The sequence below is a fragment of the Gemmatimonadetes bacterium SCN 70-22 genome, assembly GCA_001724275.1.
Classification (GTDB): Bacteria; Gemmatimonadota; Gemmatimonadetes; order Gemmatimonadales; family Gemmatimonadaceae; genus SCN-70-22.
Window position 1 is genome coordinate 14,481 of the sequence record MEDZ01000077.1, and the last position, 16,472, is coordinate 30,952.

General features: G+C 70.6%; 13 protein-coding genes and 1 pseudogene. 10 read left to right on the forward strand and 4 right to left on the reverse strand.

Annotated features, from left to right (window positions below):
- Positions 1–17 precede the first annotated feature (17 nt).
- On the reverse strand, positions 18–1,097 hold the full coding sequence (locus tag ABS52_19345; protein ODS99943.1) for a luciferase: 1,080 nt from the start codon (positions 1,095–1,097) through the stop codon (positions 18–20).
- Between the two features lie 256 nt (positions 1,098–1,353).
- Between ABS52_19345 and ABS52_19350 the strand changes: the two are divergent.
- Positions 1,354–2,421: pseudogene (locus ABS52_19350) on the forward strand (3-deoxy-7-phosphoheptulonate synthase).
- 175 nt (positions 2,422–2,596) lie between these two features.
- Here ABS52_19350 and ABS52_19355 read toward each other — a convergent pair.
- On the reverse strand, positions 2,597–3,265 hold the full coding sequence (locus ABS52_19355; protein ODS99944.1) for a hypothetical protein: 669 nt from the start codon (positions 3,263–3,265) through the stop codon (positions 2,597–2,599).
- A 165-nt stretch (positions 3,266–3,430) separates the two neighbouring features.
- Here ABS52_19355 and ABS52_19360 point away from each other — a divergent pair, with 165 nt between their 5' ends.
- Complete coding sequence (locus ABS52_19360; protein ID ODS99945.1) at positions 3,431–4,009, forward strand: glyoxalase; 579 nt, start codon at positions 3,431–3,433, stop codon at positions 4,007–4,009.
- 78 nt (positions 4,010–4,087) lie between these two features.
- Here the strand turns inward: ABS52_19360 and ABS52_19365 are convergent, their stop codons facing one another.
- A complete protein-coding gene (locus tag ABS52_19365; GenBank protein ODS99946.1) occupies positions 4,088–4,666 on the reverse strand; it encodes a hypothetical protein in 579 nt (192 codons plus the stop codon).
- Positions 4,667–4,806: 140 nt separating this feature from the next.
- Positions 4,807–5,382, reverse strand: coding sequence for a TetR family transcriptional regulator (locus ABS52_19370; protein ID ODS99947.1), 576 nt, complete (start codon positions 5,380–5,382; stop codon positions 4,807–4,809).
- Between the two features lie 210 nt (positions 5,383–5,592).
- Between ABS52_19370 and ABS52_19375 the strand changes: the two genes are divergently transcribed.
- The 8 genes from ABS52_19375 to ABS52_19410 all read left to right on the forward strand — a co-directional run.
- On the forward strand, positions 5,593–7,503 hold the full coding sequence (locus tag ABS52_19375; protein ID ODS99948.1) for a hypothetical protein: 1,911 nt from the start codon (positions 5,593–5,595) through the stop codon (positions 7,501–7,503).
- A 13-nt stretch (positions 7,504–7,516) separates the two neighbouring features.
- Positions 7,517–8,752 (forward strand): beta-ketoacyl-[acyl-carrier-protein] synthase II, encoded by a 1,236-nt coding sequence (locus ABS52_19380; GenBank protein ID ODS99949.1) that lies wholly within the window; start codon positions 7,517–7,519, stop codon positions 8,750–8,752.
- 115 nt (positions 8,753–8,867) lie between these two features.
- On the forward strand, positions 8,868–11,138 hold the full coding sequence (locus ABS52_19385) for a hypothetical protein (protein ID ODS99950.1): 2,271 nt from the start codon (positions 8,868–8,870) through the stop codon (positions 11,136–11,138).
- A gap of 104 nt (positions 11,139–11,242) precedes the next feature.
- Positions 11,243–13,462, forward strand: coding sequence for a hypothetical protein (locus tag ABS52_19390; GenBank protein ODS99951.1), 2,220 nt, complete (start codon positions 11,243–11,245; stop codon positions 13,460–13,462).
- Positions 13,463–13,600: 138 nt separating this feature from the next.
- Complete coding sequence (locus tag ABS52_19395) at positions 13,601–14,275, forward strand: hypothetical protein (protein ID ODS99952.1); 675 nt, start codon at positions 13,601–13,603, stop codon at positions 14,273–14,275.
- 9 nt (positions 14,276–14,284) lie between these two features.
- Positions 14,285–14,731: a hypothetical protein gene (locus tag ABS52_19400; protein ODS99953.1), complete on the forward strand. Its 447-nt coding sequence runs from the start codon at positions 14,285–14,287 to the stop codon at positions 14,729–14,731.
- A 163-nt stretch (positions 14,732–14,894) separates the two neighbouring features.
- A complete protein-coding gene (locus ABS52_19405; protein ID ODS99954.1) occupies positions 14,895–16,118 on the forward strand; it encodes a hypothetical protein in 1,224 nt (407 codons plus the stop codon).
- Positions 16,085–16,472, forward strand: a 388-nt coding sequence (locus ABS52_19410) for an aconitase subunit 2 (GenBank protein ID ODS99955.1), incomplete at its 3' end; no start/stop codon positions are given. The genes ABS52_19405 and ABS52_19410, both read left to right, overlap by 34 nt.

Here is a 16,472-nt window from a genome sequence, read left to right on the forward strand (position 1 = left end):
CGCCGCGAGAACGCCCCTTACGCCGGCCGTGCCGCCGGAGCCGTCTCGTGTGACGCCTCGAGGATCGCCCGCACCCTCGGCATCACCTCCCCCCCAAACAACCCAATGCTCCGCATGAGCACCTCGTGCGCCAGCGTCCCCGCGCTGTACTTGATGTCGAACCGCGCCAACCCCAGCGCCTGCACCGTCGCCGCAATCCGCCGGGCCACGGTGTCGGGCGCACCGACGTAGAGCGACCCCTCCTCGGCCTCGCGCTCGAAGTCGGCGCGGCTGGTGGGAGGCCACCCGCGCTCGGCCCCGATGCGGTCGCGCATCTCGCGCCACGGCTGCCAGAGCTCGGCCTTCGCCTGCGCATCGCTCTCGGCGACATGCCCGTGCGAGTGCACGCCGATGGGGAGCGACTCGACGCCGAACTCCCCCAGGGCGCGATGATACAGGTCGACGTACGGCGCGAAGCGCAGCGGCGAGCCACCGATGATGGCCAGGATCAGCGGCAGCTTGTACCTGGCGGCGCGCACGACCGACTCGGGGCTCCCGCCGACGCCGATCCAGGTCTTGATGGTGCCGTTGGTCGTGGACGGATAGACGCGCTGGTTGCTGAGCGGAGCGCGGGTGGTGCCGCGCCAGCTGAGCGGCGTGCCGGTGCGGTCGGACTCGAGAATGGCGGCAAAGAGATCCAGCCGCTCCTCGAACAGGGTGTTGTACTGGTCGAGCGGAAAGCCGAACAACGGAAACGATTCGGTGAACGATCCGCGCCCGAGGATGATCTCGGCCCGTCCATTCGACGCGGCGTCGAGGGTGGAGAATCGCTGGAAGACGCGCACCGGATCATCCGAGCTGAGCACGGTGACCGCCGAGCCGAGCCGGATGCGGGTGGTGCGGCCGGCGATTGTCGCGAGGACCATCTCGGGGGAGGAGACGGCGAAGTCGGCGCGATGGTGCTCGCCGATGCCGAAGAAGTCGACGCCGACCTGGTCGGCGAGGACGGCCTCGTCGATGACGTCGCGGATGACCTGGGGGTGCGAGAGGAGCTGCCCGGCGCTATCGCGGGTGACGTCGCCGAAGGTCTCGAGGCCGAGTTCGAGCGGAGCGGTCATGACGTGGGGGAGCGGTGGAGGGGCGGCACGGGGAGCGCGTCGGACCACGGCGGGGGGCCGCGCTCCAATCCAGCGGCATTCTAGCGAGACGAAGTCGATTGAAGGGGGGGAGTTCCCCACGGGGGCACTCGAAGGCGAGTCGACGGTGCAATTCGAGGGCGCGGTTGACGATGTTCCGCACGACATCCCAAGCATCAGCCGATCTGCCATGTCTCCCACGAACCACCCCCCGCACGACCGCCCGGACCGCGACGCGATGCTGCGCGCCACGGCACAGGCCAACTCGCTCACTGACGACGTCCGGATCGATGCGGTCCGCCCGCTGGTGGTCCCGGCGCTGCTGCAGGAACGGGTGACGGTGCCGGACGAGTCGCTGGCGCTGGTGGGGCGCACGCGGGGCGCGATCGCCGACATCTTGCACGGGCGCGACGACCGGCTGCTCATCGTGGTGGGGCCGTGCTCGATCCACGATCACGAGCAGGCGCTGGAATATGGCCAGCGCCTCAAGGGCGTGGCCGACACGCTGGGTGACGAGCTGCTGATCGTGATGCGCGCCTACTTCGAGAAGCCGCGCACCACGGTGGGATGGAAGGGGTACATCAACGACCCGCACCTGGATGGGACGTTCGCCATCAACGATGGGCTGGAGCGGGCGCGCCGCCTGCTGGTGGAGCTGGCCTCGTTGGGGCTGCCGACGGGGACGGAGTTCCTGGACCTGCTGAGCCCGCAGTACATCTCCGATCTCGTCTCCTGGGGGGCGATCGGGGCGCGCACGACGGAGAGCCAGAGCCACCGGCAGCTCGCCTCGGGGTTGAGCTGCCCGGTGGGGTTCAAGAACGGGACGGATGGGAGCGTGAAGGTCGCGGCCGACGCGATCATGGCGGCGCGCTCGCCGCACGCCTTCATGGGGATGACCAAACTCGGTGTTGCCGCGATCTTCGAGACGACGGGGAACGCCGACTGCCACGTGATCCTGCGCGGCGGCAGGCGGCCGAACTACGACGCCGAGAGCGTGGCCGCCTGCTGCGCCACGCTGCGCGCGGCGGGGCTGCGCGAGCAGGTGATGATCGACGTGTCGCACGGCAACAGCGAGAAGCAGTTCCGCCGGCAGGTGGAGGTGGCCCAAGCCGTGGGCGAACGAATTGCAGCCGGCGACGCGCACGTCACGGGGCTCATGATCGAGAGCCACCTGGAGGAAGGGCGCCAGGACCTGGTTCCCGGGGCGCCGCTCAGGCGCGGAGTGTCGATCACCGATGCGTGCATCGGCTTCAACGATACGGTGCCGGTGCTGGAGTCGCTGGCCCGGGCGGTGCGCGACAGACGGCGGGTGGCGGTCGCTGGTGCAGCGGCACGGGGGAGCGCTCCGAAACATGCCGAAACTCGCCAGCGCCCCGGTGAACTACGCGTCGAAGTGGGCGACGCTGACGTTCGAGGTGCGGTGGGGTGACCCCCGGTGGAGCGCGGCGTGTGGCGCTCCACCGAAAGGTCTCAGTCGGGGCTCAGGTACCGCTCGGTTGTGACTGCGCGGGAGGCATGTCGCCGGGGGGGAGGCGAGCGATGCCCGGTTCCCGTACTGCTTCTGCGGCTGCGGGCGCGTCGGCCGGCAGGTGTTCCTGCGCCTCGGCGCTCTCCGCTGCCGCCCCCTTCTTCTTCAGGAACGACGGCGGCCGGAAGGCCGCCCGCTCCTCTTCCGTCAGCCGCAAGGTCACCCGCGCCCCCACGGCGACCCCCTTGGCGTACTCGACGTCCTGGAGCGCCCGCACCCGGGCGTCGGCCATGGCGTTCTGCAGGTGGCGCTGGGTCTCCCACCCCTTGGAGATCCCGGTGGGGAGCCCGAGGAGGGCGTCGAACTCGTCGGGGGTGACGCCGAGCGATTCGCGGATGCGGCGGATCTCCTGGTGGGTGAGGAGGGCGTGCTTCTCGCGGATGGCGGCCATGGTGGCGAGGTAGTCGCCCTCCACCTGGTCGGGGCTGCGCCGCTCGAGCTCGCACTTGGAACAGCGCAGCACGCGCCGCTCGACGGTGGCGGAGAGGCCGACCATGGACTCGGTCTTCGTGATGGTGGTGGCGGTGAAGACGCCGCCGCAGCCGGCGTGACGGTCGACGAAGGGGACGAGGGGAGCGGAAGGTGCGGCGTCGCCGGGCGCGGGGGCGGTCGGTTGGGTCATCGCGAAGGGGGCGTGGGTCGTGTCGACGGTCGAGCCCGACGAGGTGGCTCTCGAGGTGAAAAGCTAATCGGGGGCGGAGAGGCGATCACCGGCTCGTGGTTGCCTCGTCTTCCGGGGCCGGACAACTTGGCGGGTGGCAGGGCGTCTCGAACCGCGAGGGGAGCCATGAAGAAGATCCAGGTGCAGGGGGTGCATCACATCACCATCGTGGGGTCGACGCGGCAGAGCGCGATCGACTTCTGGGAAGGGGTGCTGGGGATGCCCTTCATCTTCGAGCAGCCGAACCTGGGGAACCCCGCGGAGAGCCACATCTACTTCGATCCGGGCGACGGGCGGCTGCTGACGGTCTTCACGAACGAGTCGCGCCAGGACGCCGGGCGACACGCCCCGCGCGAGGTGGGGAGCGTGGATCACCTGGCCTTCAACGTGTCGCACGCGACGTTCACCCAGGCCCCGCAGCGGCTGCGCGATCGCGGAATCGAGTTCTACGAGCGCGACCGCGGCTTCATGAACTCGATCTACCTGCGCGACCCGAACGGCCTCCTGGTGGAGCTGGCGTGCTACAAGTTCGAGATCCAGGAGGGGTTCCGCGCCGCGGACGTGATGATCAAGGCGCACCGCCTGCGAGTGGAGCGCGGGGCGCATCACATCATGGACGAGCACCTGGCCGATGCGATCGAGTACCTGATCTCGACACGCGACCGGCTGCCGCACGACGCGCCGGCGGAGGTGAGCGGGGACTGAGGGGAGGGGGGGAGCATCGCGCGAATCGCCGGACGCGGGCCGCCAGCGCCAGGCTGGCGGCCCGTCGCTTGCCGGCCGCTATTTCGACCGTGCGACCACGGGCACCATGACGTGCGCGTACGGCGTCCCCTTCCACATCACGAACGGTCCCCCGCTCCGGGGATCCGTCGGCAGCGTCTCGAGGAGCCGCTGGTCCGGAACGAGCACCATCACGTGCGGATCGCCCCGCGGGATCCACTGGTTGGTGGGCGTGGGCGCGGTGGCGAAGGGATCGGTGTTGCTCACCGGCATGTCCTCCTGGAGCATGTAGCCGAAGCCGAGCTGCGTCACGGTGGGGGTGCGCTTGTTCATCCACGCGTCGATGAACGCTCGCCACGGCGCGTCGAGGCACATGGGCGTGTCGTTAGGCACCTGGGGCATGTCGGGCATGCACACCCAGTCGCTGGTCCCCTTCCGCAGGACGCGGCCATCGTGCCCCATGACGGTGGCGCCGGCGGCGATGGAGGGCGGGGCGGCGCTGAGTGCGCTGGCGACCAGGAGCTGGTCGGTGGCGCCGCGACTCTCTCCCCGCTGCGCCGTGCCGTGGGTTGCCTGGGCTGCCGCCACGCCCGACAGGCTGACCAGGAGCGCGCTGGTGGTGAGCAGAACGGTGCGCATCGGTACCTCCGCGTCGAAGGGGGATGACCACGGGTCGCATGGCGGTGGGGGACCCTCGCTGGTCCACACCGAGGCGGCTCGGGGAGCGTACGCGCCGCGTGCTGACTAGACCGATCGGTCTAGTTTCGGCGCAAAAAAAATCAGGGGGCGGTCACGGCAGAGAAGTAGAAGTCCAGCACGGCGTCGAGGGGGCGCGCAGTGCGTAGCAGACGCGACCGAAGTGCGGCCCCCTCCCAGGCGTTCACGAGCACGTCGGCCAATGCCGCAGTGTCGGTCGCGGGAGGGAGATCGCCGCGCAGACGGGCGTCCTCGAGGGAGTGGGCGAGGGCGGAGGCGACTTGGGCGAGGCACGCGTCGATCTTGCGGCGAAAGACCTCGCTCGCCCCGGACAGTTCCTGGCCAAGGGCGCCGAGAAAGCAGCCGAGATAGCCCTCGTTGGCGTAGGCGGCGCGGACCCCGTCGAAGAAGGCGCGCACCCGATCGAGCGGGGCGCGGCCGGGGGTGCCGAGCGCGGCGTCGAGCATGGCGCGCACGTTGCCCTGGTAGGCGTCGATGGCCTGCAGGGCGAAATCTTCCTTGGACGCGAAGTGGTGATAGAACGACCCCTTGGGGACGCGAGTGGCGGCGAGGATGTCCTGCACGCCGACGGCGTGATAGCCACGCTCGAGCATGAGCTGCAGGCCGGCCAGAATGAGCCGCTGCTTGGTCTCGTGCATGGGGGCGGGAGTTCCTAGACCGACCGGTCTATTCATGGCTCCAAAGTGTGGGCGAGTGGGCGGAGCGTCAAGAGCGCGCGAATTTCGCGGTACGGGCGTGCCGCGACACGCGCCCGGGACGGTTCACCCCCCGCCCACACCCACCTCAAACGGCGTTCGAGAGGGTATCATGCTACTGTCTTCCTTCGCCCCCGATGTGACGTCCGCCGAATGGCTTCGATGACTCCCGATCCCATCCAACGCCCGCCACACGCCGCCAACGCGGACTGGGCGGCTGAGCCGGCCGGGATCTCCCCCTACCGCATCACCACCGAGCGCCCGGCGCACCTGCGCGATTGGCGCCTCCCGCGTCAGTGGTCGTGGGGGACGGACGGGGTGTGGATCGGGTATCACCGGCACACGCAGCAGGTGATCGACCCGCTGGGGCGCACGCTCTCGCTGGTGACGGCCCCCGACCCGGCGCACCGGGAGTGGCTCACGGCCGAGGCGCGGGCGCTGGGGAACCGGCGTCACCGGTCGATCCCGACGACGTACGTGTACTGGCCGCGCGACGACGAGGCGCCGCGGGGGCCGGGGTACGTGCGGCACTGGATCGACGGGATCCCGCTGTCGATGCAGCTGCGGACGCAGGGGCCCGACACGATCGGGCAGGCGATGACGCGACTGCGGATCGTCGGGTCGTGCCTGGCGATGCTGCACGAGCGCGACGAGACGCATGGGGCGATCAACTGCGAGGCGCCGTGGATGACGCGCGCGGGGGAGCACTACCTGCTGGGGTGGCAGTGGGCGCTTCCGCCAGCTGCATTGCCGCCGGGGAAGGTCCCGTCGCTGCAGTGGACGGTGGTAGCGCCGGAGTGGCGCCAGGCGATCGCGCAGGGTGGTGACTGGTGGCGCCCCACGCAGGCGACGGACCAGTTCCAGCTGGGGGCGGTGATCAGCGCGAGCCTGGCGGGGGCAACCTGGGAGCGCGATGGCGAGGACGTGCTCGCCGCGCTCGACGCGCGGGGCGACGTGCCGCGCAGCGTGCGGGAGGTGCTGCGGCGCGCGCTCTCGACCGACCCGGCGGCACGCTTCCCCTCGATGGCGGCGCTGCTGGAGACGCTCGATCGCGCCATCGGCGGGGAGTCGTCGCTGGCAGGGCTGGGGGTGGGCCCGGTGGCCGCGGTGCCCGACGGCGATCGCGAGACGGCGGCGGCGTGGCAGGAGGCGCGGCTGCGCGCGGCGACGGGGCTGGACTACGACCTGATCGAGCAGCTGGGGCGAGGCGCGTACGGGGCGGTGTGGCGCGCCCGCGACCTGGCGCTCGATCGCGAGGTGGCGCTCAAGGCGCTGAACACGGGGATCGCGCAGGACCAGGCGGCGATCGCGCGGCTGCGCCGCGAGGCGCGACTGGTGGCCTCGCTGGCGCACCCGCGGATCATCCCGGTGCTGGAGTTCGCCGAGCGGCAGGGGGTGGCGTACTTCACGATGCCGCTGACGCCGGGCGGGTCGCTGGCGGACCGGGTGGCGGCGCAGGGGGCGCTCCCGCTTTCCGAAGTTGGACCGCAGATGGACGCGCTGATGGACGCGGTGGCTTCGGCGCACGCCGCGGGGGTGGTGCACCGCGACCTCAAGCCGGAGAACATCCTGCTGGACCGCAACGGGGACTGGTGCGTGGGCGACTTCGGGATCGCGGCGGCGCCCGGGGAGAGCGGGGCGGCGGGGACGCTGGCGTTCGCGGCGCCCGAGCAGCTGCGGGGGGTGCCGCAGGACGAGGGGGTGGATCGCTACGCGATGGCCGCGGTGACGTTCTTCGCCCTCACGGGGCACCTCCCGTTCGTGGCGCACGATCCCGAGTTGCAGCTGTGGCGGCAGGAGCAGGGGATCGACTGGGGCACCTCGTGGGCGTCGCGGCTGCCGGGGCCGATCCGCGCGTGGATCACGCGGGGGCTGGCCTTCGACCCGGCCGAGCGCTTCGAGAGCACGGCGGCGATGCGGGAGGCGTGGGGGGAGGGATGGCGCGCGGTGACGGAGGAGGGGGGAGGGGAGGGGGGCGAGGAGGAGCGCGGGAAGGACGGGTTGCGCGGGCTGCGCGACCTGCTCAAGGCGTCGATGATATTTCGCGAGAAACCAGAGTCGTGACGCAGGAACGTTCATGAGCATGAAGCCGAGAATCGTGGTGACGGGGATAGGCGTGGTGACCCCCATCGGGTCGGGGCGGGAGGCGTTCTGGAGCGCGCTCACCGCCGGCGTGTCGGGGGGGGGGCCGATTTCCGCCTTCGACGCGTCGCCGTATGCGACGCAGATCGCCGCCGAGTGCCGCGACTTCGACCCGATGGCGTACATGCACCGCAAGCTGGCGGGGCGGATGGGGCGCAACTCGCAGATGGCGGTGGCGGCGGCGATGCAGGCGGTGCAGGATGCCGGGCTCGACCTCGCCGGCATGGACACGGCGCGCGTGGGGTGCTGCGTGGGGGCGGCGGCGGGGGACTTCAACACGCTGGAGGAGAACCACGTCGAGTTCCTCGACCGGGGGGCCAAGGCGATCTCGCCGTTCTGCGTGCCGAAGGTGATTCCCAACATGCCGGCCGGGAACGTGGCCATCGCGTTAGGCATCCACGGTCCCAACTTCGCCGCGCTCTCGGCGTGCGCCACCGGTGCGCACTCCATCGGCATGGCGTTGCTGCTGCTGCGCGCGGGACAGGCCGACGTGATGCTGGCCGGCGGGGTGGAGTCGACGATCACGCCGTTCGTGCTGAACGGCTACGTGGCGATGGGGGCGCTGTCGAAGCGGAACGATGCGCCGGCCAGGGCGAGCCGCCCCTTCGACAAGACGCGCGACGGCTTCGTGATGGGGGAGGGAGCGGGGGTGCTGGTGCTCGAGACGCTGGAGCACGCCCGGGCCCGCGGCGCCGAGCCGATCGCCGAGGTCGCGGGGTTCGGGGCCACGGCCGACGGCTTCGGACTGGCGCAGCCCGATCCGGAGGCGGCGTGGACGGCGAAAGCAATGGAGCTGGCGCTGCGCGACGCGGGGATGAGCGCGAGCGACGTGCAGTACATCAATGCGCACGGGACGTCGACGCCGGCCAACGACCGGAGCGAGACGAAGGCGATCCTCAAGGTGTTCGGCGACGCGCCGCCGCTGGTGAGCTCGAACAAGTCGATGATCGGGCACACGTTAGGCGCGGCGGGGGCGATCGAGGCGGCGGCGACGGCGCTGACGGTGAAGCACGGCGTCATCCCGCCGACCATCAACTTCGAGGTGCCGGACGAGGAGATCCCGCTCGACGTGGTGCCCAACGTGGCGCGCTCGGTGCGGGTGGAGGCGGCGCTGTCGAACTCGTTCGGCTTCGGGGGGCAGAACGGGGTGCTGGCGTTCCGCAAAGTGTAGCGGGCGCCCAGGGCCGGCGAGCGTCCGGCGAACACGGAAAGCCGATGGCGCGTGGGGCGCGGGAGAGGCATTCTTCCCGCGCCCGCTTCGTTCTCCCCCTTTGCCAACGATCGCGATGCGAGTCCCTGCTTTTGCGCGCCGGGCGGCGATGGCCGCCCTGCTCGTCGTCATTCCCTGCCTCGACGCGCCGTGTGCGCAGCAAGCGGCCCCCGCGGCACCGGGCGCCCTCTCGGTGTCGCGGATCTTCTCCGGCGAGTTCAATGCCCGCGGGGTGGGACAGCTGCGGTGGATCGAGGGGGGGAGGGCCTTTCTCACGGTGGAGCCGGCGCCCGGCGGTCGTGGGCGCGAGATCGTGCGGCACGAGACGGCGACCGATGCGCGCACGGTGCTGGTGACGGCGGCGCAGCTCACGCCGCCAGGAGCAACCGCGCCGCTCGCCTTCGAGGCGTTCGCGTGGTCGGACGACAACAGCAAGCTCCTCCTCTTCACCAACACGAGGCGAGTCTGGCGCCTGAACACGCGCGGTGACTACTGGGTGCTGGACCGCACGTCGGGGGCGTTGCGGAAGCTCGGGGGAGAGGCGCAGCCCTCGACGCTGATGTTCGCGACCTTCTCTCCCGACGGGCGCTGGGTGGCCTACGTGCGCGAGCACGACATGTACGCCGAGGAGCTGGCGACGGGGGCCATCACGCGCCTCACGCGCGACGGGTCGCGCACCAGCATCAACGGGACGTCGGACTGGGTGTACGAGGAGGAGCTGGGGATCCGGCAGGCGTTCCAGTGGAGCCCGGACAGCAAGCGGATCCTGCTCTGGCACTTCGACGCGTCGGCGGTGCGCGACTTCCTGCTCATCAACGACACCGACTCGCTCTACCCGTTCACGACGGCGATCCCCTATCCCAAGGCGGGGACGACCAACTCGCGCGTGACGCTGGGCGTGGTGGCACCGACGGGCGGCGCGGTCACATGGCTCGCGGTGGAAGGCGACACGGCGGCGAGCTACATCGGGCGGGCGGAGTGGCTCGACTCGGCGTCGGTCCTGGTGCAGCACCTCGACCGCAAGCAGGGCCGCAACGACTTCTGGGTGGGAAATGCGACCACCGGGCGCGGGAGCGTGCTGTGGACCGACCAGGACAGCGCGTGGGTCCTGGTGCAGGAGACGCGGTGGGTGAACGGGGGGAAGGCGGGGCCGCTCGCCCTGGTGGAGAGCGAGCGTGACGGGTGGCGCCACGTCCATTCCGTCAGCCGCAAGTCGGGGGCGACCACGCTGCTGACGCCGGGCGACTTCGACGTCTCACTGGCCGGCGTGGACGAGAAGGGGGGGATCCTGTACGTGATGGCGTCCCCGGGGGACGCCATCCACGACTACCTGTACCGCGTCCCACTCAAGGGGGGGAAGGCGGTGCGGGTGACGCCGGGCGACCAGCCGGGGACGCATCGCTACGACATCTCCCCGGACGGGCGGTGGGCGCTACACACCGTCTCGCGCCACGACGCCCCGCCGCGCACGGAGATCGTCCGCCTCCCGAGCCACGAGGTAGTGCGCGTCTTGGAGGACAACGCTGCCCTGCGGGCGAAGCTCGAGGCGCTGGGCGCCCCCGCGACCGAGTTCTTCACGGTGACCACGGCGCAGGGGCTCCCGGTGGACGGTTACGTGATGCGTCCACGCAACTTCGACCCGGCCAAGCGCTATCCCGTTTTGGTGCACATCTACGGCGAGCCGGCCGGGATGACCGCTGCCGATCGTTGGGGAGGGAACACCGCGCTCTTCCACCGGATGATCGCCGACCAGGGGTACCTGGTGATGTCGTTCGATACGCGTGGGACGCCATCGCCCAAGGGGCGCGCGTGGCGCAAGGGGATCTACGGTGCCGTGGGCGCCACCACCGCCGCCGAGCAGGCGGGGGCGCTGCGCGCCTTCGCGGCGACGCACGCGTACGTGGACACGAGCCGCGTGGCGATCTGGGGGTGGAGCGGGGGCGGGACCAACACGCTCAACGCGATGTTCCGCGAGCCCGGCGTGTTCAAGGTGGGGATGTCGGTGGCGCCGGTCCCCGACCAGCGGCTGTACGACACGATCTACCAGGAGCGCTACATGGGGCTCCCGCAAGAGAACGTCGCCGGTTACCGGCTGGGTTCGGCGATCAACCACGCCGAGGGGCTCGAGGGGAAGCTCCTCATCGTGCACGGGAGCGGCGACGACAACGTGCACTACCAGGGGACGGAGCGGCTCGTCAATCGCCTCATCGAGCTGGGGAAGCGTTTCGACATGATGGTCTATCCCAACCGGTCGCACGGGATCTACGAGGGGGCGGGGACGACGGTGCACGTGTACACGCTGCTGCAGCGGTACCTGAACGAGCACCTGCCGGCAGGGGGGCGATAGGGGAGCAGCCGCCGTCCCTAGACGCACCCCCCTCGCTTCCCTACGTTGGGAAGCCGTTCGACCGCCGAACGGCGTGACCCTGCTCCGGTCTCGCTGGAGGCTCGATGAGCGACACGTTGGCGCACCTGCGGGCGTCCCTCTCCGACCGCTACGTGATCGAGCGGGAGATCGGCGCGGGGGGGATGGCCAGGGTGTTCCTGGCGGAAGACATCAGGCACCACCGCAAGGTCGCCATCAAGGTCCTGCGCCCCGAGATGACGGCGGCGTTGGGGGCGGAGCGGTTCCTGCGCGAGATCGAGACGATCGCGAGGCTCCGGCATCCCCACATCCTCCCGCTCTTCGACTCCGGGGCGGTGGGGGAGTCGCTGTTCTACGTGATGCCGTTCGTGGAGGGGGAGTCGCTCCGCACCAGGCTCGACCGGGAACGGCAGCTCCCCCTCGACGTCGCCCTGCAGCTGACGTCGGAGGTGGCCCAGGCGCTGGACTACGCGCATCGGCGCGGGGTGATTCACCGTGACATCAAGCCGGAGAACATCCTGCTGGACGACGGTCACGCGGTGGTGACCGACTTCGGGATCGCGCGGGTCGCCAGCGACTCGCAGCAGGGAGCGCTCACGCAGACCGGGTTGGCGCTCGGGACCCCGCGCTACATGAGCCCGGAGCAGGCGGCCGGCGAGCGGGAGGTGGACGGGCGCGCGGACCTCTACAGCCTGGCCTGCACGCTGTACGAGATGCTGGCGGGGCAGCCGCCCTTCACGGCGCCGACGCTGGAGCGGCTGGTCTATCAGCATCTCATCGAGCCGCCGCCCCCGGTGACGCAGTTCCGGCCTGCCGTTCCGACGGCGGTGACGCGAACGCTGCAGCGCGCCCTTGCCAAGGCACCGGCCGACCGCTTCGCCACGGCGCTGGCGTTCTCGGAGGCGTTGCGCCTGCCGGCCGCCGAGCGCGCCGAGGCCCGGTCGGTGGCGGTCCTTCCGTTCGTCAGCATGAGTGCCGACGCGGAGAACGAGTACTTCGCCGATGGCATCACCGAGGACGTGATCGCGCAGCTCTCCAAGATCAAGGCGCTCAAGGTGGTGTCGCGCACGTCGGTGATGCAGTTCAAGCAGCGGGAGCAGGGACTGCGCGAGATCGCGGAGCGGTTGCAGGTGGGGGCGTTGCTGGAGGGGAGCGTGCGGCGGGTTGGTGGCCGCGTGCGGATCGTGGCGCAGCTTATCGACGCCGCCAGCGACCAGCATCTCTGGGCCGAGACGTATGACCGCGACCTGACCGACATCTTCGAGATCCAGTCGGAGGTGGCGCTGCACATTGCCAAGGCGCTGCGGGCGGAGCTCACGCCGGACGAGAACCTGCGAATCGCGCGTCAGCCGACGAAGGACCTGCGGGCGTACCAGCTCTTCCTGCAGGGGCGTCAGGTGCTGGGGAAGTTCACCGCCGACGGGCTACGCAGCGCACTCCACTATTTCGAGCGTGCCATCGAGCGCGATCCGGACTATGCGCCGGCGTACTCGGGCATCGCGCTGGCGCTGACCGACCTGGGGGAGCAGGGCGTGCTGACGCCGGAGGAGGCATATCCGCGGGCGAAGGCGGCGGCGGCGCGCGCTATCGCGCTCGACGACGCGCTCGGCGACGGGCACTGCACGATGGCGTACGTGAAGATGGTGCACGACTTCGACTGGGGCGGCGCCGAGTCGGAGTTCAAGCGAGCGCTGGAACTGAGCCCGAGCAACGCCGACGCATACGACCTGTACGGCCGCCTGTGCGCCGCGCTGGAGCGTTTCGACGAGGCCATCACGATGCTGCAGCGGGCGCAGGAGCTGGATCCGCTGATGCACCGGAACGACATGGCGACGGCGCTGCTGAGGGCGGGGCGCTACGAGGACGCGCTGGAGGTCGCGATGCGCACCGTGGAGTTCGACGGCGAGAACGCGCGTGCACAATCGACGCTGGGGTGGGCGTACCTGGGCCTGGGGAGGGTGGAGGAGGGGCTCGCGGCGCTGGAGCGCGGTGTTGCCCTGGCCCCGTGGAGCACGATGTGGCTGGCGCAGCTCGCCGAAGCGTATGCGTTGCATGGCAAGGTGCCCCAGGCCCGGGAGATCCTGGGGCGTTTGCTGGAGGAGTCGCGGACGCGGTTCGTGGCCCCGTACCATCTGGCGTACATCTACACGGGGCTGGGCCAGTACGACGACGCGATCGATTGTCTCGAGTCGGCGTTCGCGAGCCGGTCGGGGGCGATGTACGGGGTGAAGGGGTCGTTCCTGTTCCGTCCACTGCACGGGCATCCGCGGTTCGTGGAGCTGTTGGGGCGGATGCACCTGGCGTAGGGGGGTGTAAGGGTGGGATCGGCTGGGGCGTGGGGAGCGTTCGTCCGGTCACGGGGAGGGACCGTTCGCCCCGGCGTCGCTTGTGCCCGGGGCCCCGGGCCGCGACAATGAACGTCTGACCGAAAACCCGGAGAACACATGCGCTATTCGATGCTTGCTGTCGCGGTCCTCGTGGCGTCCGCCCCGCTGTCCGTCCAGGCCCAGGATGCCGACCGCTCGGTGAAGGGGGGAATCTCGGTGGCCGGCTGGAAGGGGCGCGTCGACCGTCGTGCGGCGTCGCAGGGGAAGACGGTGAACGACTCGAAGTTCTCGGCCGATGGGAAGTCGTTCCGCATGTCGGTGGGGCCGGCGGCGTTCTACTGGAACCCGGCCAACACGGCGTCGGGCGACTACACCGTCAAGGCGAAGTTCTTCGAGCACAAGATGACGGCGAGCCACCCGCACTCGTACGGGATCTTCATCGGCGGGAACGACCTGGAGAGCGACACCGAGACGCTGATGTACTGCATCGCGTACGGGAACGGGACGTACTCGGTCAAGACGTTCCATGGCTCGAACGTGCAGACGCTGGTGAACTTGGAGAAATCGCCGGCGTTGCAGCAGGCGGATGCCACCGGGGCGTCGACGAACGAGATCGCGTGGCAGGTGAAGGGGGGAAAGGCGTCGTGCGTGATCAATGGGAAGGTGGTCCACACCTTCGACAAGTTCGACGTGGTGGCGCCGGACAAGCTCAAGTCGCTCGATGGCGTGTACGGTATCCGCGTGAGCCACAACGTGGAGCTGACGGTGAGCGACTTCGGGATGTCGAAGTAAGCGGTCGGCGTGGCGCTCTCCGAGTCGGCGGCGTCGGCGGCGTCGGCGGCGTGGACCAGTCGCGTCCTGGCGGCGGTGATCGCCCGCGGCGGGCGCTACCTGGTGTGCCAGCGCCCCGCGCACAAGCGGCACGGTGGGTTGTGGGAGTTTCCCGGAGGGAAGCTCGAGCCGGGTGAGGGCGATGCGGACGCGGCGACGCGCGAGCTTCGCGAGGAGCTGGGGGTGACGGTGTCGAGCGTCGGCAGCGAGCTGCTGACGGTGCACGATGCGGGATCGCCCTTCCTGATCGCCTTCGTGGCGGTGAGCATCGACGGGGAGCCAGCCTGCCTGGAACACTCGGCGCTGGCGTGGGCGACCCCTGACGAGCTGTTGCAGTACGAACTGGCGCCAAGCGACCGGCGGTTCGTGGAGTGGCTGCTGGCGCGGGCGGGGCCCGACGCAGTCGACGTGAGATGACGAGATGAGCGGGGGCCGGGCGCACGAGACGCCGCGGCCCCCGTTTCGATGCACGAGCGTCGCTACTCCTCGCGGATTGGAGGGGGGGTGCGCGGGGAGTTTGGCACGGAGGGGCACGGTGAAGCACGGGGGGGCACGGGGCGATGGACCAAGGGGGACTAGAATGGAGGGAGATGTGGGGACTTCGATTGCGCGGGGGCTGCTGGAGCGGTACGCGACGGTGGTGGGGGCTCGGCGGTTCATCCCGATCACCAGGGCGCATGTGGACGGGTGCCTGTATCACGGCCCCGTGTCGATCGACTTCGCGCGGACGCTGGCGGAGTCGGGGGCGAGGGTGTCGGTGCCGACGACGCTCAACGTGGGGGCGATCGACCTGCTGCACCCCGAGCTGTTCAAGGGACGCCCTGCGGTGGCGGCCGCGGCGCGCGAGATGATGCGCTACTACAGCGCGCTGGGGTGCCGCCAGACCTGGACGTGCGCGCCGTACCAGCTGGCGGATCGCCCGGGGCTCGGGGAGCACGTGGCGTGGGCGGAGTCGAATGCGATCGTCTTCGCCAACAGCGTGCTTGGCGCGCGCACGGAGCGATACGGTGACTTCATCGACATCTGCGCGGCGATCGAGGGGGTGGTCCCCGAGACCGGGCTGCACACCGATGAGGGCCGACTCGCCACGCTCGTGGTGCAGGTACGCGGCGTGCCGGAACGGGCGATGGAGCGGGACACCTTCTTCGCGGTGCTGGGGCAGCTGCTCGGCACGCTCGCGGGGCGGGCGGTCGCAGTGATCGACGGCGTGCCGCGCGCCACCGAGGACCAGCTCAAGGCGTTAGGCGCGGCGGCGGCGTCGTCGGGGGCGGTGGCGATGTTCCACATGGTGGGGGTGACGCCGGAGGCGCCGACGCTGCACGAGGCGCTCGGGGGGCGGGCGCCGGCGCGGACGGTCACCCTGGGGCCGGCGGAACTGTCGGCGGCAGCGGCGGAGTTGACGTCCACGGCGTCGTCGGCGTTAGGCGCGGTGAGCATCGGGACGCCGCACTTCTCGTACGACGAGTTCACGCGGCTGCGGGGGGTGTTGGCGAGGCGCGCGGTGTCGCCGACGCTCGAGTTCTTCGTCTCCACCGGGCGCGACACGCTGGCGCGGATCGACGACGAAGGGTGGGGGGACGAGCTGCGACGGTGCGGTGTGCAGCTCGTGACCGACACCTGCACCTACATCACGCCGATCCTCTCGGGGCGCCCGGGGGCGGTGATGACCAACTCGGCGAAGTGGGCGTGGTATGCGCCGAACAACCTGGGGTACGAGGTGATCTTCGGGTCGCTGGAGGAGTGCGTGGAGAGCGCGGTGCGAGGTGTCGCGTGGCGGGACGCGTCGATCTGGGGGACGGCGTGACGGCCGCCGTGTTGGTGCCCGGGGTGGCGGAGGGCGAGGTGCTGGCGCTGTCGGAGCCGCTGTCGTTCTGGGGCGGGGTGCACGAGGAGACCGGGGTCATCTCGGACGTGCATCACCCGCAGCATGGCCTGAGCATCGCCGGCAAGGTCCTGTTCATGCCGGGAGGGCGAGGGTCGTCGTCGTCCTCGAGCGTGCTGGCCGAGTTGATTCGCGCGGGGGTGGGGCCGGCGGCGATCGTGCTGCGGGAGCCGGACCCGATCATCGCGTTAGGCGCGCTGGTGGCCGAGGCGCTGTATGGGCGGGTGGTGCCGGTGGTGGTGGCGACGCCGGAGACGTATGCGCGGTGGGGGGTGG